We start from the raw sequence: 24,547 nt of genomic DNA, 5'->3' as shown, positions 1-24,547 counted from the left end.
GGGCGCGGACCATGCAGCCCTGCCAGGTCAGCGAGGCCGACGGCGCCAGCCTCGCGCTTGCCTGCGGCTTACGCCGTGGCTTCGTCGTCCGCGTCACCCTCGGCGCGCTGCGCCAGCGCCAGCCGGTACAGCGCATCCGTTGGTGCGCCGGTAATGGCGGCGGCAAGCTTGGCGGCCCGCTTGGCCGGCAACTCGGCCAGCAGCAGGCCCAGCACCTGCTGGGCGCGGGCGTCGGGCAGGCCGGCATCCGCCGCCGCGGGCGCTGCCCCTTCCACCACCAGCACGAACTCGCCCTTGGCGCGCGACGGATCGGCGGCCAGCCAGGCCGGCGCCTCGCTCACGGGCAGCACCTGGATTTGCTCGAACAGCTTGGTCAGTTCACGGCCGATCAGCAGCCGCCTGCCGGCCGGCAGCGCGGCGGCCAGCGCCGCCAGCGTGTCGGCGATGCGGTGCGGCGCCTCATACACCACCCAGGCATGGTCCAGCGTGGCCAGCCCGGCAATGGCGTCGGCGCGCGCACGCGCCTTGGGCGGCAGGAAACCGGCAAAGGTGAAGCGGCCGTCACCGCTGTCGAGCATCGCGCCCGCCACCGACAACGCTGCCACCGTCGCGCTCGGGCCGGGCAGCGGCACCACCGCGTGGCCCGCGGCGCGCGCCGCTTCCACCAGCCGCGCGCCCGGATCCGAGATGCCGGGCGTACCCGCATCGGACACATAGGCGATGCGCTCGCCGGCCGCCAGCCGCGCGTTGATGCGCTCGGCCGCCTCGCGCTCGTTATGCTCGTGCACCGCCAGCAAGGGGCGGTGCAGCCCCACGCGCGTGAGCAGTTGCCCGGTGTTGCGGGTGTCCTCGCAGGCCACGGCGTCGACCAGGCCGAGTACATGCAGCGCCCGCAGCGAGAGATCGGCCAGGTTGCCGATCGGGGTGGCCACCACATACAGGGTGCCGGACGGGTAGGACTGGCCGGCCGCCAGGGAGATCCAGTCAGTCATGCTTGAGAACTTCCGTTGAAACCATCATTCAAATCCACGATGTCGCCGACGCAGGCGCGGGGAGCCCGGGCCGAGTCGCGCGCGCTGGACTACCTGGAAAGGCAGGGCCTGGCGCTCGTGGTTCGCAATTATCGCTGCAAAGGCGGCGAGATCGACCTGATCATGCGCGAGGCCGACGGCACGCTGGTGTTTGTCGAGGTGCGCCAGCGCGCCAGCCGTGCCTATGGCGGTGCGGCGGCCAGCGTCACGCCCGCCAAGCAGCGGCGCATCCTGCTGGCGGCGGCGCATTACCTGGCGGCCCAGGCAGGGCAGGGCTTCGAGCCGCGCTGCCGGCTGGATGTGGTCGCGCTGGAGCCGGGCCGTCTCGAATGGATCCGCGATGCGTTCGATGCTGGCGCGGCGCCATGAAGCGGCGGGCAGCCCAGGCGCCTGCGTCATAATGCGCGGTATCTTGCGGCGCATGCCGTATTTGAAAAGCGTTTGAAAACAAGAAGGCCGATCGAGCCATGCATATCGATAGCATCCAGCAGCATTTCTTCGACAGCGCGGAGACCAAGCGCCAGGCCGCCACGGTGATGGCGCCGCACATTGCCGCGGCGATCGAGCGCCTGGTTGGCGCGCTCACCAGCGGCAACAAGATCCTGGCCTGCGGCAACGGTGGTTCCGCCGCCGATGCCCAGCATTTCGCAGCCGACCTGATCGGCCGCTTCGAGCGCGAGCGCCCGGGCCTGGCGGCGATTGCGCTGACCACCGACAGCTCCATCCTCACCGCCATCGGCAATGACTACGATTTCAGCGTGGTGTTCTCCAAGCAGGTGGAGGCGCTTGGCCAGCCGGGCGACGTGCTGCTTGCCATGTCCGCCTCCGGCAACGCCGCCAACGTGATCGCCGCGGTGCTGGCCGCCAAGCAGCGCGACATGAGCGTGGTGGCGCTGACCGGCCAGGGCGGGGGCGAGCTCGCCGGCCTGCTCGACGAATTCGACGTCCACCTGTGCGTGCCCAGCGAGCGCGCGGCGCGCATCCAGGAAGTGCACCTGTTGACCCTGCATTGCCTGTGCGACGGCATCGACGAAGCGTTGCTGGGCGAAGGGTAAGGCCTGCGCCCACCCAAGCCCGCCGCGCGGCGCTGCCGCCTTTTGCCAACACAGTTTTTTTGCCTCACCGCTTTCAGCAAGGACCGCATGACGACTCTGCCCAACCCGCGTGAATCCCGCGCCGCCCGGCTGACCGGGCACCTGCCACGCCTGGCCCGCACCGCCGCCATGATGGCGGCCCTGACCGTCACGGCCACGCAGCTCGCCGGCTGCTTTCCGGTCATCGCTGCCGGCATGGCCAGCGGCGTGACCATGGCCACCGACCGCCGGCCCACCGCTACCCAGACCATCGACCGCGGCCTGCAGCTCGAAGCCGAGAACACCTTGAACTCGCGCTACAACGGCCAGGCCCGCGTGAGCGTGACGGTCTTCAACCGCAAGGTGCTGCTGACCGGCGAAGCCAAGGACAACACGGTCAAGCAGCAGATCGAGCAATACGTAAAGGGCCTGTCCAATGCGCGCGAGGTGGTCAACGAGCTCGAGATCGTCTCGTCGCCGTCGTTTGTCACCCAAAGCCAGGACACCTTCATCACCAGCAAGGTCAAGACCATGCTGGTCACTGCCGATGGCGTGCCCTCGAACTCGATCAAGATCGTCACCGAGAAGGGCGTCGTCTACCTGCTCGGCGTGGTCACGCCGCCCGAGGGCGAGCGTGCCACCGATGTGGCGCGCAATGCCAGCGGCGTGGTCAAGGTGGTCAAGGCATTCGACTATGTGACCGAAGCCGAGGCGGCCAGGCTCGACGCTGCCGCCACCGGGCGGACCGCGCCGGCAGACGCAGCGCCGGGTACGCCAGCACCGGTGCAGTCGGCGCCCGCCCAAGCCGCGCCCGACGCGGCCACCGGCGCCACGACCAGCCCGGTGGCATCGCCCGTTGCCTCGCCGGTGGCATTGCCGCCCGGCCGTAACCTGCCCTGAACGGCCAGGCGCGAAAGGCGGCCCGCCAGGCTCCCGCCTTTCGCGCAACGCCCACCGACTCTGCCGGCCGCAGCCCGCTGCCTGACAGCAGCCGGCGCAGTTCGATCTGCGGATTTCGCATCACATGCGCGCGCTGCGCTGTGCTAGGGTTGGCACGCCCTCGCGGCGCGACCCCGGAGCGAACACCATGAACCAGACCCCCACGCCAGCTGCCCTGACAGCGGCGCTCATAGCGCTGACGCTGCTGGCCTTGCCTGCCTGCGCGCGCGCGCAGGCCCCCGACGCCACCGCGCTACAGGCGCGCAACTGGGCAGCCGCCTGCGCCGGCTGCCACGGCCCGGCCGGCCGCGCGCCTGCGGGCAGCGTGGTGCCGGCACTCGCCGGGCGCAGCCAGTCCGAGCTGGTCCGCCAGATGCAGGACTTCCAGCAAGGCAAGCGCGAAGCCACCGTGATGCAGCAGATCGCCAAGGGCTACAGCGACCAACAGATCGAGGCCATCGCGGGCTGGTTCGCCGCCGTGCGCTGACCCTGCAACCCGGCAAGGAGATTTCCAGATGCAACGACGTGAGTTTCTCGGCGCGCTGGCCGGCACGGCCATGTTCGGCACGCTCGGCGCGCAGGCCGCGACCCGCAAGGCAAAGGTGGTGGTGGTAGGCGGCGGCTACGGCGGCGCCACCGCCGCGCGCTACCTGCGCGAATGGAGCGCCCAGGGCATCGAGGTCACGCTGGTCGAGCCCAACGCCAGCTTTGTGTCCTGCCCGCTATCCAACCTGGTGCTCGCCGGCAGCAAGCGCATCGACGACATCACCTTGTCCTACGATGCGCTGGCAAAGCGCCACGGCGTCAAGGTCGTGCGCGACCACGTCAGCGCGATCGACGCCGCGCGCCGCGAGGTACGCCTGGCAGGTGGCGGCACGCTCGCCTACGACAAGCTGGTGCTCTCACCCGGCGTGGACGTGCTCCGCAGCGAGATCCCGGGCCTCGCCCAGCCCGGCGGCGACCAGATCCTGCACGCCTGGAAGGCCGGCCCGCAAACGGTGGGCCTGCGCCGCCAGCTGGAGGCCATGCGCGACGGCGGCACCTTCGCCATCAGCATTCCGCTGGCGCCGTATCGCTGCCCGCCTGGCCCCTATGAGCGCGCCTGCCTGGTCGCGGACTACTTCACCCGGGCCAAGCCGCGCAGCAAGGTGCTGATCCTTGACGCCAATCCCGACGTCACCTCCAAGGCCGCGCTGTTCAAGCAGGTCTGGGCCACGCGTTACCAGGGCATGGTCGAGTATCGGCCGCAGTACAACGCCGTCGATGTGGACCCTGTCACCCGCGCGCTCAAGTTCGAGGTGCAGGACGACGAGCGCGCCGACGTGCTCAACCTGCTGCCGCCGCAGCGGGCCGGGGCCATCGCCGTTGCAAGCGGGCTGGCCACCGCCAACGGCCGCTGGTGCGAGGTCGATTTCCTCACCTTCGAATCCAAGGCCGCGCCCAATATCCACGTGCTCGGCGATGCCATCCAGATTGCGCCGCTGATGCCCAAGTCGGGCCATATGGCCAACCAGCACGGCAAGGTGGCGGCCGCCGCCATCGTGTCGTTGCTGGCCGGCCACGCGCCCAACCCCGAGCCGCTGTACAACAACACCTGCTACAGCTTCACCTCGGAGCGCGAAGCCATCCATGTCGCCAGCGTGCATCGCTACGATGCGGCGCAGAAGACCATGGTCACGGTGCCCGGGTCAGGCGGGCTGTCGGCAGCGCCGAACGCGCTGGAAGGCACCTATGCGCAGGCGTGGGCGGATGCCATCTGGGCCGACATGCTGGGCTGAAGGCAGTCTCTCCCCCTGAGGGGAGAGGGAGAGATAGCCGTCGTCATGGCGCGCGGCTTTGGCCTGTTCGACGGCTTCGGCTATGCGAAGGGGTAAACACTATATGCGCAATTACGCATATACGAATATATTGAACGGCATGGATGAGATGGATCGCGTGTTCGAGAAAGTGTCGGGGTATTTCAGCCTGCTGGCAGAGCCCACCAGGCTGAAGATACTGCACGCCCTGTGCGATGGCGAGAAGCCGGTGGGCACCGTGGTGGAGACGGTGGGATCGTCGCAGACCAATGTGTCGCGCCATCTCACCGCGATGTACCGCGCGGGCGTGCTGTCGCGCCGCAAGGAGGCCAACCTCGTGTTCTACGCCATCGAGGACGAGAGCGTGATCGAGCTGTGCCGCACGGTCTGCGTGCAGGTCGCCAGCCGGCTGGAAGACAACGCTTTGCCAGCAAGCATGGTCGATCGCTTCATGCCGCAGGCCACCCCGGCACCGCGCCGGCGCAGCCGCTGAGCGATGCGCCGGGCGCCACGCGCCAGGGCCGCAACGCTCGCACCAAGGTTCGACGGCAGCCGTCCGCTTGCGCGGGCGCTGACCCACAACAGGTTCGCCGACGGCGCCTCTGGCGCCGCACGCGCGAGCCGGAGGAGACCGCAGTGCCGCAACAGAGCCGCCCCGGGCGCATCGTGCGTGCGCCGGAACATTTCGTCAGCGCCTCGCTGCAGCAGGACATCACGCAGCATGGCGTAGGTGCGTCCGACAGTCCTCGGCGCGACTTCCTGCGCAAGAGCTTCCTGGGCGCCGCAGCCGCGCTGGCCGCTGGCGTCGCCAGCCGGGCCCGCGCAGCGGATGGCGCTGCCGGCGACGACGCCATCCTCACCCCGCAACCCTGGGCCACCACGCTCGGCCAGCCGGTTGCCGCGCATCCCTACGGCCAGCCGTCACCGTTCGAGAAGAACCTGGTGCGCCGCGAGTCGCCAGGACTGACGCGGGTATCGGCGGCCTCGGTATCCTTTGCCCCGCTGCAAGGCTTCTTCGGCATCATCACGCCCAACGGCCTGCACTTCGAGCGGCATCATCAAGGCTGGCAAGACATCGATCCGGCCCGCCACCGCCTGATGATCAATGGCCTGGTGAAGGCGCCGCGCGTCTACACCATGGACGACCTGATGCGCCTGCCCGCGGTGTCGCGCATGCACTTCATCGAGTGCGGGGCCAATACTGGCATGGAGTGGGGCAACGTGGCGGTGCCCACGGTGCAGTACACCCACGGCATGCTGTCGTGCTGCGAGTTCACCGGCGTGCCGCTCAAGGTCCTGCTCGACGATGCCGGCGCGGACTTCAAGCGCGGGCGCTATCTGCTGGCCGAGGGCGGCGACGGTTCAGGCATGACCCGCACCATCGCGATGGCGCTGGCCGACGAGATCATCGTCGCCTGGGGCATGAACGGCGAGATGCTGCGCCCCGAAAACGGCTACCCGCTGCGGCTGGTGGTGCCCGGGGTGCAGGGCGTGTCGTGGGTCAAGTGGCTGCGCCGGCTGGAGCTCGGCGATCAGCCGTGGAACACCAAGGACGAAACCGTGCACTACGTGGACATGATGCCCGACGGCATGCTGCGCCAGTACACCTCGATCCAGGAGTGCAAGTCCGTTATCACCACGCCCTCCGGCGGGCAGCAGCTGGTGGGGCGTGGCTTCTACAACATCAGCGGGCTGGCGTGGTCCGGGCGCGGGCGCGTGAAGCGCGTCGATGTGTCCGTCGACGGCGGGCGCAACTGGCGCACAGCAAGGCTGGAAACGCCCGTGCTCTCCAAATGCCTGACGCGCTTCAACCTGGACTGGGTGTGGGATGGCTCCCCGGCGATCCTGCAGAGCCGCGCCATCGACGAGACCGGCTACGTGCAGCCCCGCCTGGCGCAGCTGCGCGCGGTGCGGGGCGCGCGCTCGATCTATCACAACAACGCCATCCAGAGCTGGCAGGTGGCGGATGGCGGCGAGGTCTCCAATGTCCACGTTGACTAACTTGCCCGGTGCCGGGCGTGCGGCAATGCTCGCCTGTGCCGCCGCGCTATGCGTGCAGGTGGCGATGGCCGCCGCCCCGGCTGACAGTGCGCGTGCCGCGCTCGGCCGCACTGCCACGCCGGCCGAGGTCAAGGCCTGGGATATCGATGTGCGCCCCGACTTCCAGGGCCTGCCCAAGGGCAGCGGCACTGTGTCGCAGGGACAAAAGATCTGGGACGGAAAATGCGCCTCGTGCCATGGCGACTTCGGTGAGTCCAACGAAGTGTTCTCGCCCATCGTCGGCGGCACCAGCGCCGAGGATATCCGGCGTGGCCGGGTGGCCTCGCTGACCGGCAACCAGCCGTACCGCACCACGCTGATGAAGGTCAGCACGGTCAGCACCCTGTGGGACTACATCCACCGTGCGATGCCGTGGAACGCGCCCCGGAGCCTGTCCGCCGACGACGTCTACGCAGTCACGGCCTACCTGCTCAACCTGGGCGATATCGTGCCGGCGGAATTCACGCTGTCGGATGGCAATATCGCCGAGGTGCAGCAAAAAATGCCGAACCGCAACGGCATGACCCTGCAACATGGCCTGTGGCCCGGGCGGGGCCGGGCGGATACGCGCAATGCGGCGTGCATGAAGGATTGCACGCCCACGGTCAGGATTGTGTCGACCATGCCGGCCTATGCCCGCGATGCCCACGGCGACCTGGCGGCGCAACAGCGCACCGTGGGGCCCACGCGCGGCTGGGCTGGCGGCGGCGCCAGCGCACCCGCGGCCGCCACCCCGGCCACACTCGGCGAGACGGCGGGTGCGAAGCTGGCCAGCCAGTACCAGTGCATGGCCTGCCACGCGACCGATCGCAAGCTGGTCGGCCCGAGCTTTGCCGAGGTCGCGCGCAAGTACCAGGGTCAGGATGCGCAGGACGCGCTCGCCCACAAGATCCGGGCGGGTGGGCAGGGCGCCTGGGGCAGCATGCCGATGCCGCCCCAGGCGCAGATTCCCGATTCCGACCTGCGCACCGTGGTGGGGTGGATTCTTGAGGCAAAATAGCGGACTGGCCGCCCCGTGGCGCGGCCAGCGCGCCGCCGCGCCGGCCGTGCCGACAGGCAATACTGGCAGCGAGCGGGCTTTTCGCCGTCCCCACGGCTCTTCAAAGTTCGGAGCATATCCATGAAGCAGTTTGTCATCGCAACGCTGATGCTGGCTTGCGCCGCCTCGGCCAACGCTGCGGTCGATGCCGCCAAGGCCCAGGAAATCGCCAACAAGAACGCCTGCATGGGCTGCCACCAGGTCGACAAGAAGCTGGTTGGCCCGGCCTACAAGGACGTGGCGGCCAAGTACAAGGGCGACAAGAACGCGCTGGCAACGCTGACCAAGAAGGTCAAGGGCGGCGGTTCTGGCGTCTGGGGCCCGGTGCCGATGCCCGCCAATGCCGCGTTGAGCGATGCCGACCTGAAGACGGTCGTGGAGTGGGTGCTGGCAGGCGCCCCGGCCAAGTAAGCACAGCCAGGGCAAGCCCTGCCCGGACCGGTTACGGCTTCGGGACCAAAGGGGCGCCGATGGCGCCCCTGTGCGAGGGCGGCAATGCACCGCCCGCTGCGGCGCGAAAAAAAGGCGCGGCAGGCCAACAGAAAACCAAGCCGGAACGGAAAACGCAGGAGAAGAGGAAACAATGCATTCAAAACGACGAGACGTATTGCGGGTCACCTCCGTGCTCGCACTGATGGCCGCCACCGGCCTGATCAGCAAGGCGCAGGCGGCGGAGTGGAACAAGACCGCCTTCGACGGCAAGAGCGTGGCCGACGTCATCAAGGCATTTGGCGGCAGCGGCACCGAGAAGAGCACCGCCATTGTCTTTACCGCCCCCGACATCGCCGAGAACGGCGCCGTGGTGCCGGTCGCCGTGACCAGCAACATCCCTGGCACCGAGCAGATCGCCATCCTGGTGGAAAAGAACCCCAACACGCTGGCAGCGGATTTCATCATCCCGGCCGGCACCGAGCCCTTCGTCTCCACGCGGGTGAAGATGGGCCAGACCTCGATGGTGTACGCCGCCGTCAAGGCCGGCGGCAAATGGTACGTGGCGTCCAAGGAAATCAAGGTGACGCTGGGTGGCTGCGGCGGCTGAGGCCACGCTCCCATCCACCCAAGCGGATTTCCCGCCCCACCATTACCTGAAAGAGGAAAGAACATGGCAGACCCGATGCGCGTACGTGCCGCCGAGAGCGGCGGTGTGGTCGACGTCAAGATCCTGATGAAGCATGACATGGAAACCGGCCAGCGCAAGGACGCGTCCGGCAAGATCATTCCCGCCTGGCATATCCAGAGCGTGACGGCACAGTGCAAAGGCAAGGAGGTATTCCAGGCCCAGTTCGGCCCGGCGGTATCCAAGGATCCCTTCCTGAACTTCAAGTTCAAGGGCGGCGCCAAGGGCGACAAGGTCACGGTGACCTGGGTCGACAACCGCGGCGACAAGCGGACCGACGAAGCCACCATTTCCTGATCGAACCGGCTACGGGCCGGTACCGGCCTGGCCGAGCGGGCAGCGGCATCCTCTGCTATGGTTCAGGTCGAATGTCGGGCCCGGGCCGGCGCATGGTGCGCGCGGGGGCGCGACCGGAAGGATAGCAATCATGCGGCGAGCATTTATTCGAGCAACGGCGGCGCTGGCGGCGATGGGCCTGGCCGCCAAGGCGGCGGCGCAAGCGGCGCCGGCGGCTGCGGGCAAGGGCGGGCGCGTCAAGGTGGTCTACCAGCTGTCCGAAGGCACGGACCAGGCAGTGCGCGCCATGGCCAACCTGCGCAACCACCTGAACGCCGCGCCGGATACCAAGATCGTGGTGGTGGCGTTTGGCTACGGCGTGGACTTCATCGTGCAAGGCGCGCGTGACGCGCGCGGCAACACCTTCGAGGCGGCGGTCGGCGCGCTGGCCAGTTCCGGCGTCGAGTTCCGCGTTTGCCGCAATACGCTCATGGCGCGCAAGATTCCGGAGTCCAGCCTGCTGATGGAAGCCAAGGTGGTACAGGCTGGCGTGGTGGAAGTGGCCAAACTGCAGTTCGATGAAGGCTATGCCTATATCAAGCCGTAAATACGCAAGCTGTAGATACGCAAGCCGTAAATAGAGGTTGTTAGAGGTTGCAAGCAGCACCCGCGCAAGAGCCGGCCCGCACCGGGCGCCGATAACGGGAAGACAAGCCATAAGATGGGCACGCACGGACTGACGCCACACGGCGGCAGGCTCCGAGGCCCCGAGGAGAAGCCCCATGAAAACGATCAGACGCCGCCACACCGGCGCCGCGCTGGCGCTGGCGCTGGCCGGCACCGTGGCGCTTGCCGCCGCGGCGGTGCACGCCCAGGGCAGCACCGCCGAGGAAATCGCCAAGTACCGGCAGATGCTCGCCGAGGGCAACCCCGCCGAACTGTGGGAAGCCGCCGGCGAGGAACTCTGGAAAAAGCCCGCCGGCCCCAAGAACGCCTCGCTTGAGCAATGCGACCTGGGCAAGGGCCCCGGCGTGACCAAGGGCGCCTACGCCGAGTTGCCGCGCCTGTTCAAGGACACCGGGCGCGTGATGGACCTGGAGCAACGCCTGGCCTACTGCCGCGTGACGCTGCAGGGCCTGACCCAGGAAGAGGCCATGAAGAATCCCTTCGCCTCCACCGGCAAGCCCTCCGACATCGAGCGCCTGGTGGCCTTCGTGGCCGGCGAATCGCGCGGCATCAAGATGAATGTGGAGCTGAACCATCCCGAAGAAAAGCGCGTGTACGCCCTTGGCCAGAAGATGTTCTTCTACCGTGGCGGCGCCTACGACTTCGCCTGCGCCACCTGCCACGCCGTGGACGGCCAGCGCATCCGCCTGCAAGAGCTGCCCAACCTGCTGACCAAGCAAGGCGCGCAAGCCGCGTACACCACGTGGCCCGCCTACCGCGTCTCGCAGGGCGAGGTACGCTCGATGCAGCACCGCCTCTACGACTGCCTGCGCCAGCAGCGCTTTCCCGAACCCGCCTATGGCTCCGACGTGATCACCGCGCTGAGCCTGTTCCTCGCCAGGAACGCAAACGGCGGCACATACGACGGTCCGGCCATGAAGCGCTGAGGCAAGGGAGAGCAGAGATGAAACAAGCGCACAAATACGCACAAGGCACGCTGGCCACGTTCGCCATGCTGGCCTGCATGGGTGGCGTGGCTCACGCGCAGGACAGCGCCAAGCCAGCCAAGGCCACAAAGCCTGCGAACATCACCGCCAAGGCCGCCGCCGTCAGCGACGCCGACATGAAGACGCTGATCGAAAGCTCCTTTACCTCCAAGGGCCCCGCCACGGTCGAAGGCGTGCTCGATCGCGACGCCATGCAGAAGGCTTGCAGCGACTACCCCGACCGCTCCAAGGTGCCAGCCGCGGTGGCCAGGAAGATCGAGGCCGCCGAGTTCAAGCAGATCAAGTACCCCGCCGACAAGCAATGGCTGGGCGACTGGAAGGAAGGCGAGAAGACCGCCCAGAACGGGCGCGGCATGCAGTTCTCCGATGCGGTCGGCAGCCCCAACGGCGCCAACTGCTATGCCTGCCACCAGATGACCAAGGCCGAGATCTCGTTTGGCAATATCGGCCCGTCGCTGTACCAGTACGGCAAGCTGCGCGGCGACTCCGAGGCGGTGCTCAAGTACACCTGGGGCAAGATCTGGGATTCCAGCGCGTTCGCGGCCTGCTCCAACATGCCACGCTTCGGGCACAAGGGCATCCTCACCGAGCAGCAGATCCGCGACGTGATGGCGCTGCTGCTGGACCCGGCCTCGCCGGTCAACCAGTAAGGCTGCGCGATGACACCCAGCCACATGGCAGGCTCGCTGCGGCGCGCGCGCGTGCTGCTCCTGCTTGCCGCACTGGCCTGGAGCGGCGCGGCCGCCGCGCTGGAGGTAGGCGACACCGTGCGCCTGCCGCCGGTGCAGCTGCTCGACGGCCGGGTCCTGACGCCCGCCGACCTGGCCGGCAGGCCGCTGGTGGTGGAAGTCTGGGCATCGTGGTGCCCCTTCTGCGCACTGCAGAACCCGCGCCTGCAAAAGCTCTTTGAGAGCACCGGCGGCGCGCGCGGCGGGCTGCAGGTGCTGGCGCTCAGCATCGACAAGGACCCTCGCGACGCCACCGCCTACATGGCGAAACACGGCTACACCTTCCCGGCCGCGATGGACACGCCCGCGCTGCGCGCCGCGCTCGGCAAGCGCCGCGGCCTGCCCGAGCTGTACGTGATCGACGCCCACGGCAAGGTCGTGCAGAAGGAGGTTGGCGAGATGCTGGAAGAGGAAGTCGCGGCGCTGGCCAGGTACGCCACGCCAACGCAGAAGTAGCCACATCGGCCACATCGGCCACAAGATGCCGGGTCGCAAGAGCCAGACACCGGCGCATGACATGCACAGGACGAGACAATGAACCGACGCGAGTTCCTGCAGGTGCTGGCTATCGCCGGCGCCGGCGGCATGACCTTTCCCGCCACCGACGCCCAAGCCGCGCAGGCCGCCGGCAAGCTCTACGACGTGCCACGCTTCGGCAATGTGCACCTGCTGCATTTCACCGATTGCCACGCGCAACTGCGCCCGCTGCATTTCCGCGAGCCCAACGTCAACCTCGGCGTGGGCGACTACGCGGGCAAGCCGCCGCACCTCGTCGGGCAGGCCTTCCTGCGCCACTACGGCATCGCCCCCGGCAGCGCGCAGGCCCACGCCTTCACCTATCTCGATTTCACCGAAGCTGCGCGCCGCTACGGCAAGGTTGGCGGCTTCGCCCACCTCGCCACGCTGGTCAAGCAGCTCAAGGCCGGGCGGCCCGGCGCGCTGCTGCTCGACGGCGGCGACACCTGGCAGGGCTCCGCCACCGCGCTGTGGACGCGCGGGCAAGACATGGTCGACGCCGCGCTGGCACTGGGCGTGGACGTGATGACCCCACACTGGGAGATGACGCTCGGCGCCGAGCGCGTCACCGAGATCGTCGAGCGCGACTTCAAGGGCAAGATCGCCTTCCTCGCGCAGAACATCAAGACCAACGACTTCGGCGATCCCGTCTTCGAACCCTACGTGATCCGCGAGATGAACGGCGTGCCGGTGGCCATCATCGGCCAGGCTTTCCCCTACACACCGATCGCCAACCCGCGCTACTTCACGCCCGACTGGACCTTTGGCATCCAGGAAGAAAACCTGCAGCAGGTCATCGACCAGGCGCGCGGCAAGGGCGCGCAGGTGGTCGTGCTGCTGTCGCACAACGGCATGGACGTGGACCTCAAGCTCGCCTCGCGCGTGCGCGGGCTCGACGCCATCCTCGGCGGCCACACGCACGACGGCATGCCCGCGCCGGTGCCAGTCAGCAACGCCGGGGGCACCACACTGGTCACCAACGCCGGGTCCAACGGCAAGTTCCTCGGCGTGCTCGACTTCGACGTCAAGGGCGGCAAGGTCAGCGGCGTGCGCTACCGCCTGCTGCCGGTCTTCGCCAACTACCTCGCCGCCGATCCCGCCATGGACGCGCTCATCGCCAAGGTGCGCGCGCCGTACGAGAAGCAACTCGGCGAAGTGCTGGCGCGCAACAGCGGCCTGCTATATCGCCGCGGCAATTTCAACGGCACGTTCGACCAGTTGATCCTGGACGGCCTGATAGACGTGCAGGGCGCCGAGATCGCCTTCTCGCCCGGCTTTCGCTGGGGCACCACGCTGCTGCCCGGGCAGGCCATCACCATGGAACACCTGATGGACCAGACCGCCATCACGTATCCCCACACCACCGTCACAGCGATGAGCGGCGAGACCATCAAGACCATCCTCGAAGACGTGGCCGACAACCTGTTCAACCCCGATCCCTACTACCAGCAAGGCGGCGACATGGTGCGCGTGGGTGGCCTGCAATACACCATCGACCCCACCGCATCGATGGGAAAACGCATCACCGAGATGCGCCTCAAGGGCCGGCCCATCGACGCCGACAAGACCTACAAGGTAGCCGGCTGGGCACCCGTCTCGGAAGACGCCCGCCAGAGCGGCAGCCCGCCGATCTGGGACCTGATGGCCCAGTGGCTGCGCGCCTCCGGCGAGGTCACCGCCCGCCCGTTGAACCTGCCCACGGTGCGCGGCATGACCGGCAACGCAGGCATGGCAACGTGATTGAACAGCCGCGAAAAACTGAGCTACAATCGTTCGTCACGGGCCGATAGCTCAGCTGGGAGAGCGCTGCGTTCGCAATGCAGAGGTCGGGAGTTCGATCCTCCTTCGGTCCACCAGGATAAAATTAATGAAATCAAGGGCTTGGCATCTCGCCAAGCCCTTTTTCTATTCTGGCTTCCTCAGATTTCTGTCTGGCTTTTCTCCCCGCAGGGTGACATGAGGGTGCCAGGATTGTTGTGCCTGTCGGCCCGAAGAATGCCACACGGCCTGGCATAGGATCAACGGTTTCGTTCAGTTGTGCCGACCATTGACAATCGGTCACAGTCATCGTTGCCACAGTCGAAGACTGTTGCTGCACCATTGCCCCCGCCTATGGGCAATGGTCCTGACCAATGCAGTCCCGTTCAACATTCACAGTGCTGGCTGTAGCCGTTGGGGGCGTGGACCGTGGACCGTTGTGTATGTCCCCAATGGTTGTCACAGTCGCATGACCGCTGGCACCACCATTGTTCCGACGACCATTGGTAGGCACTGGTCCGGTGGAGCAGTGTCACCGTTGGTGCAGATGGCCGCTTCCATTGGCGGACAACAGTTTCCAATACGGCGGTCGCATCTGGCACAAGCAATAGCCTTGGGGACGCTGACTTGATGTTCCGTGGTCATTTGCTGATCGACGGTTCCTCGGATTTCAGCACCTTGGGCGGACCCGCTTTGGACACCGTGTGTATGCCGACCCGGTCACTTATGTCAGCCGCCCTTGGCCTTCATTAACTGGTGCAAGGCGCATGGACGCGACCTATACTGGGTCGAATCTGTTACGCCGGTCATTTGAGAGCCGGCGATGTTGATTCTCAGAATTCCGGGGGCGCATACAAGTGAGGAATCCACTATGTTCCAACATATGTTGCTTGCCGTTGACGGCTCGGATTTGCCAGTGGCGGCTTTGCACAAGGCCATCTCCTTTGCCCACGACTCCCTCGCCCGCGTAACGGCAATCCACGTCATCCCGGACCTCCGCCTTCACGGTTATCAGGTTGTTATGCTGGCCGGTTTGCGAGAGCGGTACGAACAAGAGGCGCGTAAAGCGATTGCTGGCCATCTGAGGACCGTATCCACCGAAGCAGAGGCAGCGAATGTCCGGTGCGATACCGTCTCAGTCATCCACGCGCATCCTTATGAGGCCATTATTCATGTCGCGCAAGAGCGTGCGTGTGACTTGATCGTTATGGCGATGCATGGGCGGCGAGGGATTCAGGGCATCTTGCATGGCAGGGAAACCCAAAAGCTTCTCGCGCACAGCGATATTCCGGTGCTGGTGTACCAGTGATGGCACTGCGTTTGGACGGGGCCGCAGTGATAAGTGTCGGTTCGGTTATGTAGACCAGTCCAACGAAGCGGGGTAACCTCATCGGGCACTTGGTGGGGTCATGCACTCGAAGCAGGTGAAGCGGGGCGTTTTCTGGTCGCTTGCCGGATTTATCGGGAAGCCCGTGCAGGACTACGCTGCCGAAGCCGGTATCCAGTTGCTTGATGGTGCGGGAATTGTCGAGCGCATCCGTGCCTTGGATGCCGAGAAGCAAGCGAGGCTGCTGACACGTGCGTTTGAAGGTGATTACCAGACCCCGACTTGTGCGGCCTGCGGCATCAAGATGGTGGAACGACAAGGGAAGGGCGGTTCCTTCTGGGGTTGTCGCAACTACTCGAAGGGGTGCCGGGTCAGGCTTCCACGTGCCGCCTGATCTCATCGGGGACGGGGCAAGCCATGAGGTCAGCGGGTTGTCAATTCATTAACCACGGCCACGTGATAATCACGTTGCAATAATTGTTGACTCGCCACCATCCATGAATACACGTATCAACGGGACGCTCAAAACTTGGAACGGCGACAAAGGGTTCGGGTTTATCGCCTCGTCAGGTGGTGGTCGGGACATCTTCGTTCATATATCAGCCTACCCCAAGCAGGGTGGTCAGCCGAAGGTTGGTGAGTCGCTGACGTTCCTTGTAATGCTCGATAAAGATGGCAAGAAAAAGGCCATCCTTGTCCAACGGACCGGGGCTAGTCCGTCAGTATCGCGTCGAAGTCGTGCGCAAGCGCCAGTCCGCCAAGGAAGATCAATCGGCCCCCGTCTGGCTGGATTGATCGCTGTTGCCGTTTTCTTTGGTGTCGGATACAAGTACATCGCCCCGAAGTTCGGCGGGCCCGAATCGTTGGCTTCTGACTCGACTCAGGTGCCAGTATCAGTATCGATGGCGTCTAGCCCATTTCAGTGCGATGGACGGAAATATTGTTCTCAGATGACCTCTTGCAAAGAGGCCAAATATTTCCTGAAAAACTGTCCCAACACTGAGATGGACGGTGACCGTGACGGGATTCCTTGTGAGTCCCAGTGGTGTACGAGCATTTTTTCCGAATAGGATGCTTCGAGTTTGATGATCCCGGCAATCCGCTTCGGCGGGATTCTTGTTTGCGCTTCCGAAGGTTGCGGGAGCCAGAATACAGACGTGTGCCGCTTGTCAGTAATTGCCGTATGGTGCAGATCGTGCCGATGGGTGAAGTGGCCCAAGAGAAAGGCGACCTCGCCACCTTGCGACCGGGTCTGAGTCTAGCCGTTGACGGCCAACTTCCTAGCCAGTTCTCTGGCGTCAATTGATACATACCGCTGAAGCATATTCGCGGTGGCGTGCCCCGATATGGCACGCAGTTCAAGCACTGAGAAGCCCTGTCCAGCTAGTCGGGTGAGGGCGTCGTGTCGCAGGTCATGGAACGTGAAGTCATGAATGCCTGCCCTTCCGACTGCTCGTTCATATGCCTGCTTCAGGGCTTCGACTGAGACAGGGAAGACTGGACCGCTGACGCTTCTGGGCAAGGACGCCAACATCGAAGCGCAAGGCGGAGACAGGGGAACGATCCGTGGCTGGCCGGTCCTGGTGATCTTCAGTCCAGCTGTGTTGTGGTTCAAGTCAACATCCTTCCAGTTCAGGGCAAGGATTTCGCCCCGTCGTGCCGCCGTTTCCAAGGCGAAGACCACGACCGGCTTGATCCACGGATTCTGGCACTGTCCGCAACTGCCGACCAGCGCCTCACGTTGTGTCGGCGTCAGCACCCGATCACGCGGCTTACCGGCGCTTGGCTTGCTGACAAGACTTACCGGGTTTGCCGGAAGCGCAATCGCCCATTCTCGGATGGCGACGCTGAAGACATGCCCAAGAAGTTGAAGCTCACGCAGCACCGTGCCGGGCGAAACTTCCTTCAGTCGGGCGTCCCGCCATGATGCGATCATCTGCGGTGTGATGGCCAACAGGGAATACTTGACAAGGTCTTGCTGCTTGAAGCGCCCGATTCTGTAGGCTTCTGACCGACTTCCGCGCTTGGCCGTGCTGATTTCCTCGCCATAGCGGTCCAGAAGCTGCGCGAGTGTGGTTTGCTTGATCTCAGACTTGTCGGTCCAGTCGCCGGTGTCGATCAGTCGATCTTGCTGCTGTGCCCACTTCTCGGCGTCCTTTTTCAGGTCGAAAGTCTTCGTCTGAAGGGGATACCCCTTCCGCTTGATGATTGCCTGCCAGCGGTCATTGCGTTGTCGGATGGTTGCCATCACTGCCCCAAGGGTGACAGCAGGGTGACAAGCCAAACAAATAATCTTGAAGCGAACCCGGAAAGCCGCTCCACAATTGACCAAACGGTCGCCCGACTCTATCCGGGGAGCTGCGTTCGCAATGCAGAGGTCGGGAGTTCGATCCTCCTTCGGTCCACCAGGATTCGCAGTACAAGACAACGCACTACGTTTAACGACGTAGTGCGTTTTTTGTTTTTGGGGTGCGGCATTCCCTGAAGCGCAAGCCGACGCTGCGGCGGACATGACGGTATTACGGCGTGATTGCACGATGCGCCCCCCGGGGGCGCACGTCGTTCTCACGGCTCACCGCGGTTATTCGCGGCGCGTCTTTTGCGAAACCGGGACTACCGACGGATTTGCGGCCGTGGGTGCCGGTACGGACGGCGCCGGGGACGGCCTGAACTGCGGGGCGGGCGAATGCGGCAGCCGCACGGGTGCCATGCCCTCGGATCCCAGCAGCGCCTGGCCGTTGTCATAGCCGGTGGAGACGGCTTCGAGGTAACCCTGCGCAAACGTCTGCTCTGGCGTGACCAATGACTGGGCCGGTGCGGGGGGCTGGGCATAGGCGATGCTGTTCGCGCATAGCGCGAGCACACGCACCAACAGGACACCTCGGCGCAGCGTTCGCATCGCTGCCTGCATGCGCGAGCAGGGCAGGCTCTCTCGTGGTTCATGGCAGTTGATCTTCATGAGGGTTCTCCAAAGGAGCGATGGCTCCAGGCGGAAAGGTGGCAACGTGGAAGGAAACGAGCATCGGCGCCGCGCTCTGAACCCTTAACCGCATGGACCATGCCATCCGCCTGGCAGCGCCAATAGCGAATGCGTCGCCACTTTTCCGGGTAATCCTGTTGGAGAACGACAGACACGCATGCTGCCCGTGGTTGGGCAGGACACGACATGCGATCGATGAAAGCGAGAGGCGACTGCCCCGTCCCGGCTGTGGATAACCAGGCAAAAACCTGGGGACAAGCAGGCAGGAAAGCTGTGCCCCGGTTGGGGGTGGGTTGTGAAGCGTATACGAACAACTTCGAGGCGGTTTTTTTTCGCCACGTATACGTCCAGTAGATATCCCGCGAGATCAGGGTATTCCCTAGAGCTTATCCTGTTCGCAAGTCATTGAGCGGAAAGGGAAAAACCGGCTTATCCACGGGAAAACGGGCCGTTTACCTACTACTACTATATTGGTATACGTAAACAATAAAGAAAGACACAAGGCAACCATTGCGCCGGACGTATACGTTGCCCGCATTTGTCGCAGCGCTTAGTACGTATACCTGAGCGGACATCCTCGCCAGTGGGGTCAGTGGGTATACGTGCCGCCGTCGCCCGCCCGACGTTTACCTCACCTTCGCGGCACCTTGAACGCTTGCCTTGCGAGCAAGGCCTCCTGTCGCGTCTCGCAGCCTTCCCGGTGATCGTTGACCAGGCCCATCGCCTGCATCAGCGCGTACATCGTGGTGGGGCCGACAAAGCGCCAGCCGCGTTTCTTCAGGTCCTTGGACAGCGCGGTGGATTCCGGCGAGATGGCCATGGTGCGAAGCACTTCTGGCGTCAGCCGCTTGGGGCGGCTGGCCGGATCGGGCTCGAAGCGCCAGAAGTACGCGGCCAGCGACGGCTCCGTCTCCAGCAGTTCCAGGGCGCGCTGCGCGTTGTTGATCGCCGCCTCGATCTTGCCGCGGTGCCGCACGATGCCGGCGTCGCCCAGCAGCCGCTGGATATCGCGTTCGCCGAAGCGGGCCACCTTTTCAATCTCGAAGTTGGCGAAGGCGCGGCGAAACGCCTCGCGCTTGCGCAGGATGGTGAGCCAGCTCAGGCCGGCCTGGAAACCTTCCAGGCATAGCTTCTCGAACAGGCGCCGGTCGTCGTCAACGGGAAAGCCCCATTCGTTGTCGTGATAGTGGCAGTAGTCTTCCAGCGTGCCACACCAGCCGCAGCGCTGGCGCTCCGTGTCCGCCACGATGTTTGTCGCCGGTAGCGCCGCTTTCTTCGACACCTTTGTCGGCACCGTCTTCGGCCCCTTCGTCGCCACTTTTTTTGTCACGTCGCTATCTGCTGCCATGGGTGCGTTCTCCTTCGATCTGCCATCTTAAAGCGACTCGCGCGGCATGTCCCGCCCGCGCGGCCTCGGGGCGCATTTGCTACGATGCCGCCAGTAAAGGACGAATTCATCAAGAGGACTGACATGGAAAAACGACTGGCGACCATCGAAGAAGACGGCTGGCAGCTCGACGACGGCGAGGTCATCGGCGAGGCGCACCCCGAGACGTTCTGGGTGCCGGCACTGGCAGAGCGCCAGGCCTTGCAGGCCGGCCAGCTGGTGAAGCTGATCTTTCGCATCGTCACCGCCGACGAGCAGGACCGCGAGGAGCAGCACGTGGAACGCATGTGGGTGGTCGTGACCGGGCGCGAAGGCGATCTCTACAGTGGCGAGCTGGACAACCAGCCCTATTGCACGGAGGAAATGGCGCCCGGCATGCCGCTCTGGTTCGAGGCGCGGCATGTGATCAATATCCATAAAGAGGGCGAAGAAGAATAACCCCCCGGTTAAGCGCCCAGCCGGTGCGTATCGCCTGGAATCGCCTGGAAATGTCGGCCTGGCGTTACACTGGGCACGCATGATGCGGGCGGTTGCGCGCGCCGGCAAACGCTATGTCCGCGCCAACGGCCACCGCCTTCCCCAACCTTCTTAGGCGAAACCTCATCTGATGCGCTGGATATTCGGGGTGATTGGCTTGGTGCTCGGCATGGTGGCGGCCGGGTATGGCGGTGCGCTGACGGGCGCGGTCCTGGGCTTCGGTTTTGGCTGGATGGTCAGCGACCGGCCCACCCGGCCTGCTGGTGAGGGCGAAGCGCAGGGCGTGGCGGCGGCTCCGCTCGAAGCCCGCGTGCTGCGGCTCGAGCAGGAGCTGTCCACGCTCAAGCGCGAGCTGGCGAGCCTGCGCGGCGAGAGCGCGGGCACCCCATCGGCCCTTGGCGCAGCGCCGGGTACGGTTGTAGCCAGCGAATTCCCGTCCTTCGAGCCGGCCGCCAGCGTCGCCGTGCCAGCGCCGCTCCCTCCGGCGGCGATCCCGATCCCGATCCCGATCCCGATCGCGGCGGCACCCGCGCCGATCTCCACGCCAGCTCCGGCACCGGCACCGGCTCCCGCAGCTGCAAGCGCGCGCCACATTGAACCACCGCTTTCGTCCACGCTCGGTCCGGGTGAGCCCGATTTCGTCGAGCGCGCGATATCCGCCGCGCGCGGCTGGCTGCTTGGCGGCAACAGCGTGGTGCGGGTGGGCATCCTGATCCTGTTCTTCGGCGTGGCGTTCCTGCTCAAATACGCCGCCGACAATGCCATGCTGCCGGCCGAGTTCCGGCTGGCGGGCGTGGCAGCCGGCGCGGTGGTCCTGCTGCTGGCGGGCTGGCGCCTGCGCGAGCGGCGCGCCGCCTATGCGCTGGTGTTGCAGGGCGGTGGCGTGGGTGTGCTGTATCTCACCGTCTTCGCTGCCACCAAGCTCTATGGCCTGCTGCCGGCGGCGGCCGCGTTCCCGCTGATGGTGGCCATCTGCGCGCTCGCCGGTGGCCTCGCGGTGCTGCAGAACGCCCCGGCGCTGGCCTTCACCGGCAGCGCCGGCGGCTTCCTGGCCCCGGTGCTGATTTCGACGGGCGGCGGCAGCCATGTGATGCTGTTCAGCTACTACGCGTTGCTCAATGCCGGCATCTTTGCCATTGCCTGGTTCCGGGCCTGGCGCCAGCTCAACCTGCTCGGCTTTGCGTTTACCTTCGGCATCGGCACGGCCTGGGGCGCGCTGAACTACCGGCCCGAGCTGCTCGCCACCACGGAGCCGTTCCTGATTCTGTTTTTCCTGATGTATACGGGCATCGCGCTGCGCTATGCGCTGCGCCGGCAGGTCAGCCTGAAGGACTATGTGGACGGCACGCTGGTGTTCGGCACGCCGCTGCTGGCCATGGGGCTGCAGGCCGCACTGGTGCGCAATATTCCTTTTGCCATGGCATGGAGCGCGGTGGCGCTCGCGGCCTTCTATCTCGGCCTGGCGGCCTGGCTGGCGGCGCGCCGCGATCGCCTGGGGCTGCTGTTTGAAGCCGTGCTGGCGCTGGGCGTCATCTTTGCGTCGCTGGCGGTGCCGCTGGCGTTCGACGGGCGCACCACAAGCGCCGTATGGGCCGTGGAAGGCGCTGCCGTGGTGTGGGTGGGGGTGCGCCAGCAGCGGCGCCTTGCGCTGGCCAGCGGGCTGCTGCTGCAGCTGGCGGCCGGCGCGGCGTTTGCCGCGGGCAGCTTGTTCGATGCCACGCAACTGGCGTGGCCGGTGCTGAACAGCCGCTACGTGGGCACGCTGCTGCTGGCGGTGGCCGGTGTCTTCAGCGGCTGGCGCCTGCACGGGCGGCCCGAGGCGCGCGCCTGGTCCGCGCCATGCGCGCCGCTCGGCCTGGCGGCGGCGTTGTGGGGGCTGCTGTGGTGGCTGGGCGGCGGCGTGATCGAAATCCAGCACTGGCACGGCGTGCGGGGCTGGCAGGTGCGCACGCTGCTCGACATGCTGGCGATGTTCATGGTGCTGAGCGCGTGGCTGGCACACCTGGCGCGGCGCATCCTGGCGTGGCCGCTGGCCGGCGTGCCGGCGCGGGGCATGGCGCCGCTGCTGGCGGTCCTGGCCGTGCTTAGCTGCATCGTGCCGTCGGCGTCGCCCTTGCTCGGCTTTGGCGCGCTCGCCTGGCTGATCGTGTTTGGCGCGGCCTGGCTGCTGCTGTGGCGGCAGCAGGACGATGAACGCGATGCCTTGCTGGCGCCCATGCATGCCCTGTTGTTCTGGACCGTGTGCGTGCTGCTGTCCACCGAGGCTTACTGGCGGCTGCGCGCCTATGTGCCGGAGGGCGCCTGGAGCTGGAGCGCCTGGGCCTATGGCTACGGCGGGCTGCTGGCGCTGCTCTCGGCCTGGGGCTGGCGCCTGCCTTGGCCGGTGGGGCGTTTCCAGCGCGCTTACCTGCTCTATGGCGCGCTGCCGCTGGTGGCGCTGCTGTGGCTGTGGAGCCTTGCCAGCGTGTCCAGCGACGGCGACGCCGCGCCGCTCTTCTATCTGCCACTGCTCAACCCGCTCGATGTTGCCCAGCTGCTTGCCATGCTGGCGGTGGCGCTGTGGCAGCACCGGCTTGCCGCCGCGGGCCTGGCCACGCGGCCGCGCGTGCTCGGGTACGCCGCGATCGCCACGGTGCTGCTGTGGCTGAACGCTGTGCTCCTGCGTGCCCTGCACCACTGGGCCGGCGTGCCCTACACGCTGGAGGGCCTGGCCGGCTCAACGCTGGTACAGGCGTCGCTGTCGATGTTCTGGACCGTGCTGGCGCTAATCGCCATGGTGGCAGCCACCCGCCGCGGCTCGCGCGCGCTGTGGTTTGTCGGGGGCGCGCTGCTGGGGGTGACGGTGGTCAAGCTGTTCCTGTTCGACCTGTCCTTCGTCAAGGGCATCGAGCGGATCATCTCGTTTATCGGTGTGGGCGTGCTGCTGCTGTTGATCGGCTACTTCTCGCCCCTGCCGCCGAAGCCAGAGGAGGCGACGTGATGGCGGCTTTCCGAACCGCGGCCGGGCGGGCGCTGCCGATGCTGATGGCCGCGCTGTTGCCATCGCTGCTGTCATCGCTGCTGCTGCCTCTGCCCGCGCGGGCTGAGCGGTTCGCGCTGGCGACCGACCGCGACGCGGCGTACTACGCGGTGACCCTGGATGCAGATGTCTACGCCCATAGCACGCGCCCCGGGCTGGCTGACCTGCGCGTGCGCAACGGCACGGGCGAATTGCTGCCCTACGCGCTGGATCTGCCGCCCGAGCCGGCGGCCGAGGTACGCACGCTGCGCGATGTGCCGTGGTTCGCGCTGCCGGCCGCGCAGTCGCGGCAGTCCGCGCCCATGGGCGTGGTGATCGGGGCCGACGGCGCGCTGCGCGCCGCCACCGCCCCGCCCGCAGCCGGCACTGCCGGGGCATGGCTGCTGGACCTGAGCCAGTTGCGCGACGACGCCGGCGCGGTGGTGATCGGCCTGCCGGATGGCGATTACCAGGGCAGGGTGGACGTTGCCAGCAGCGACGACCTGCAGCACTGGCAAGCCGCGGGCGGCGCGCAACTGCTGCGGCTGAGCCGCGAGGGCAGCACGCTGAGCCAGGACCGCATTGCGCTGGGGCGCCTGCGGGTGCGCTACCTGCGGCTGCAGTGGCAGGGCGCGCCGCCCGTGCCGGCGCGCGTGCAGGTGGAGACCGTGGCGGCCAGCCTGCCCTCACCGCTGGCGCTGCAATGGCGCGACGGCATCGTCGCCTCGCAGGCCCAGCCTGGGGGCGATTACCTGTTCGACAGCGGCGGACGCTTTCCGGCCGAGCGCGTGCGCATTCGGCTGCCGCAGGCCAACACGGTGGTGCAAGCCACGCTGTGGTCGCGGCCCGATGCGCAGGCAGCCTGGCGCATGGTCAGCAGCGCACAGCTCTACCGTCTTTCCGGCACGGCGGGCACCGAGCAGGAAAGCGCGCAGCTGGCGATCGGACGCAACACGGATCGCCTGTGGCGCCTGAGCGTGGATGCCCGCGCTGGTGGGCTTGGCGCTGGCATGCCGGTGCTGGCGCTTGGCTGGCGCCCCGCCGTGGTGACCTTTGTCGCGCGCGGCGCGCGGCCCTTCTCGCTGGCGGTGGGGGAGCCGGCGGGCGCGGTGCAAGAACCCGGGGCGGTCGCGCGGGCCGAGTTGCTGGCCGGGCCGGCACCGGCGATCGCCGACGCCCGGATTGCAGGCATGACGGCATCGCCGCCGGCGTCCGTGCCTTCGGATACTCAGCGCAACCGGCGCTTGATCCTGTGGGGTGCGCTGCTGCTGGCGGTCGGCGTGCTGGGCTTGATGGCCTGGCGGCTGCTGCGGGTGCTGGGCGCGCCGCAGGCGCCGCCGGACTGAGCAAAGAAAAAGGCCAACCTTGCGGTTGGCCTTTTCCATTCCAAAG

25 protein-coding genes, 1 tRNA gene and 1 pseudogene are annotated in these 24,547 nt (G+C 66.4%); 23 read left to right on the top strand and 4 right to left on the bottom strand.

All coding sequences use genetic code 11. The annotated features are described in order from the left end of the window. Nucleotides 1-68 precede the first annotated feature (68 nt). Complete coding sequence (gene rsmI / locus RR42_RS19740) at nucleotides 69-992, bottom strand: 16S rRNA (cytidine(1402)-2'-O)-methyltransferase (protein ID WP_043350522.1); 924 nt, start codon at nucleotides 990-992, stop codon at nucleotides 69-71. Between the two features lie 39 nt (nucleotides 993-1,031). Between rsmI and RR42_RS19735 the strand changes: the two genes are divergently transcribed. The 20 genes and pseudogenes from RR42_RS19735 (at nucleotide 1,032) to RR42_RS38680 (ending at nucleotide 16,383) form a co-directional block, all read left to right on the top strand. Further along, complete coding sequence (locus tag RR42_RS19735) at nucleotides 1,032-1,400, top strand: YraN family protein (protein WP_043350517.1); 369 nt, start codon at nucleotides 1,032-1,034, stop codon at nucleotides 1,398-1,400. Between the two features lie 98 nt (nucleotides 1,401-1,498). Continuing rightward, nucleotides 1,499-2,086 (top strand): phosphoheptose isomerase, encoded by a 588-nt coding sequence (locus RR42_RS19730; RefSeq protein ID WP_043350515.1) that lies wholly within the window; start codon nucleotides 1,499-1,501, stop codon nucleotides 2,084-2,086. 87 nt (nucleotides 2,087-2,173) lie between these two features. Continuing rightward, complete coding sequence (locus RR42_RS19725; RefSeq protein WP_052494712.1) at nucleotides 2,174-3,004, top strand: BON domain-containing protein; 831 nt, start codon at nucleotides 2,174-2,176, stop codon at nucleotides 3,002-3,004. Between the two features lie 187 nt (nucleotides 3,005-3,191). Then, on the top strand, nucleotides 3,192-3,530 hold the full coding sequence (locus RR42_RS19720; RefSeq protein ID WP_043350512.1) for a c-type cytochrome: 339 nt from the start codon (nucleotides 3,192-3,194) through the stop codon (nucleotides 3,528-3,530). 28 nt (nucleotides 3,531-3,558) lie between these two features. Beyond that, nucleotides 3,559-4,821, top strand: coding sequence for an NAD(P)/FAD-dependent oxidoreductase (locus RR42_RS19715; RefSeq protein ID WP_043350508.1), 1,263 nt, complete (start codon nucleotides 3,559-3,561; stop codon nucleotides 4,819-4,821). A gap of 103 nt (nucleotides 4,822-4,924) precedes the next feature. Beyond that, on the top strand, nucleotides 4,925-5,332 hold the full coding sequence (locus RR42_RS19710; protein WP_043350505.1) for an ArsR/SmtB family transcription factor: 408 nt from the start codon (nucleotides 4,925-4,927) through the stop codon (nucleotides 5,330-5,332). Between the two features lie 143 nt (nucleotides 5,333-5,475). Continuing rightward, nucleotides 5,476-6,840, top strand: a complete 1,365-nt coding sequence (gene soxC / locus RR42_RS19705) for a sulfite dehydrogenase (protein ID WP_043350502.1) — start codon at nucleotides 5,476-5,478, stop codon at nucleotides 6,838-6,840. Then, nucleotides 6,824-7,879, top strand: a complete 1,056-nt coding sequence (locus tag RR42_RS19700) for a c-type cytochrome (RefSeq protein ID WP_082054949.1) — start codon at nucleotides 6,824-6,826, stop codon at nucleotides 7,877-7,879. The genes soxC and RR42_RS19700 overlap by 17 nt, the downstream gene beginning before the upstream one ends. A 120-nt stretch (nucleotides 7,880-7,999) precedes the next feature. Further along, on the top strand, nucleotides 8,000-8,329 hold the full coding sequence (locus RR42_RS19695; RefSeq protein WP_043350499.1) for a c-type cytochrome: 330 nt from the start codon (nucleotides 8,000-8,002) through the stop codon (nucleotides 8,327-8,329). A gap of 172 nt (nucleotides 8,330-8,501) precedes the next feature. After that, nucleotides 8,502-8,957 (top strand): thiosulfate oxidation carrier protein SoxY, encoded by a 456-nt coding sequence (soxY, locus tag RR42_RS19690; protein ID WP_043350495.1) that lies wholly within the window; start codon nucleotides 8,502-8,504, stop codon nucleotides 8,955-8,957. Between the two features lie 63 nt (nucleotides 8,958-9,020). After that, a complete protein-coding gene (gene soxZ, locus RR42_RS19685; protein ID WP_043350492.1) occupies nucleotides 9,021-9,332 on the top strand; it encodes a thiosulfate oxidation carrier complex protein SoxZ in 312 nt (103 codons plus the stop codon). A 130-nt stretch (nucleotides 9,333-9,462) separates the two neighbouring features. Beyond that, nucleotides 9,463-9,918 carry a DsrE family protein gene (locus tag RR42_RS19680; RefSeq protein WP_043350490.1) on the top strand — a complete coding sequence of 152 codons (456 nt, stop codon included), beginning with the start codon at nucleotides 9,463-9,465 and terminating at the stop codon, nucleotides 9,916-9,918. A 175-nt stretch (nucleotides 9,919-10,093) separates the two neighbouring features. Next, complete coding sequence (gene soxA, locus RR42_RS19675) at nucleotides 10,094-10,924, top strand: sulfur oxidation c-type cytochrome SoxA (protein WP_043350486.1); 831 nt, start codon at nucleotides 10,094-10,096, stop codon at nucleotides 10,922-10,924. 65 nt (nucleotides 10,925-10,989) lie between these two features. Continuing rightward, nucleotides 10,990-11,634: a sulfur oxidation c-type cytochrome SoxX gene (gene soxX / locus RR42_RS19670; protein ID WP_144409908.1), complete on the top strand. Its 645-nt coding sequence runs from the start codon at nucleotides 10,990-10,992 to the stop codon at nucleotides 11,632-11,634. Nucleotides 11,635-11,643: 9 nt separating this feature from the next. Continuing rightward, complete coding sequence (locus RR42_RS19665) at nucleotides 11,644-12,168, top strand: TlpA family protein disulfide reductase (protein WP_082054948.1); 525 nt, start codon at nucleotides 11,644-11,646, stop codon at nucleotides 12,166-12,168. A gap of 78 nt (nucleotides 12,169-12,246) precedes the next feature. Then, complete coding sequence (gene soxB / locus RR42_RS19660; RefSeq protein WP_043350483.1) at nucleotides 12,247-13,968, top strand: thiosulfohydrolase SoxB; 1,722 nt, start codon at nucleotides 12,247-12,249, stop codon at nucleotides 13,966-13,968. Nucleotides 13,969-14,008: 40 nt separating this feature from the next. Beyond that, nucleotides 14,009-14,084: transfer RNA gene (locus tag RR42_RS19655), tRNA-Ala, on the top strand. A 773-nt stretch (nucleotides 14,085-14,857) separates the two neighbouring features. Beyond that, a complete protein-coding gene (locus RR42_RS19650; protein ID WP_043350480.1) occupies nucleotides 14,858-15,295 on the top strand; it encodes a universal stress protein in 438 nt (145 codons plus the stop codon). 94 nt (nucleotides 15,296-15,389) lie between these two features. Next, nucleotides 15,390-15,707 (top strand): annotated as a pseudogene (locus RR42_RS19645) (DNA topoisomerase); the annotation flags it as partial. 103 nt (nucleotides 15,708-15,810) lie between these two features. Then, nucleotides 15,811-16,383: a cold shock domain-containing protein gene (locus RR42_RS38680; RefSeq protein ID WP_082054947.1), complete on the top strand. Its 573-nt coding sequence runs from the start codon at nucleotides 15,811-15,813 to the stop codon at nucleotides 16,381-16,383. A gap of 188 nt (nucleotides 16,384-16,571) precedes the next feature. Here the strand turns inward: RR42_RS38680 and RR42_RS19640 are convergent, their stop codons facing one another. The 3 genes from RR42_RS19640 to RR42_RS19630 form a co-directional block, all read right to left on the bottom strand. Next, on the bottom strand, nucleotides 16,572-17,561 hold the full coding sequence (locus tag RR42_RS19640; protein ID WP_043350477.1) for a tyrosine-type recombinase/integrase: 990 nt from the start codon (nucleotides 17,559-17,561) through the stop codon (nucleotides 16,572-16,574). Between the two features lie 333 nt (nucleotides 17,562-17,894). After that, a complete protein-coding gene (locus tag RR42_RS40845; protein WP_063778421.1) occupies nucleotides 17,895-18,272 on the bottom strand; it encodes a hypothetical protein in 378 nt (125 codons plus the stop codon). A gap of 652 nt (nucleotides 18,273-18,924) precedes the next feature. After that, a complete protein-coding gene (locus tag RR42_RS19630) occupies nucleotides 18,925-19,641 on the bottom strand; it encodes a DNA-3-methyladenine glycosylase I (RefSeq protein WP_236701938.1) in 717 nt (238 codons plus the stop codon). A gap of 123 nt (nucleotides 19,642-19,764) precedes the next feature. Here RR42_RS19630 and RR42_RS19625 point away from each other — a divergent pair, with 123 nt between their 5' ends. From RR42_RS19625 to RR42_RS19615, 3 genes are all read left to right on the top strand, one after another. Further along, nucleotides 19,765-20,118, top strand: coding sequence for a hypothetical protein (locus RR42_RS19625; RefSeq protein WP_043350474.1), 354 nt, complete (start codon nucleotides 19,765-19,767; stop codon nucleotides 20,116-20,118). Nucleotides 20,119-20,287: 169 nt separating this feature from the next. Beyond that, nucleotides 20,288-23,137 (top strand): DUF2339 domain-containing protein, encoded by a 2,850-nt coding sequence (locus RR42_RS19620; protein ID WP_043350472.1) that lies wholly within the window; start codon nucleotides 20,288-20,290, stop codon nucleotides 23,135-23,137. After that, the gene (locus RR42_RS19615) at nucleotides 23,137-24,501 is read left to right on the top strand and encodes a DUF3999 domain-containing protein (RefSeq protein WP_082054945.1); all 1,365 of its coding nucleotides are present in this window, start codon (nucleotides 23,137-23,139) and stop codon (nucleotides 24,499-24,501) included. Before RR42_RS19620 ends, RR42_RS19615 begins: the two co-directional genes overlap by 1 nt. Nucleotides 24,502-24,547 lie beyond the last annotated feature (46 nt).

Source organism: Cupriavidus basilensis, assembly GCF_000832305.1.
GTDB classification, from domain to species: Bacteria; Pseudomonadota; Gammaproteobacteria; order Burkholderiales; family Burkholderiaceae; genus Cupriavidus; species Cupriavidus basilensis_F.
This window is presented reverse-complemented; position numbering and strand designations above follow the sequence as displayed.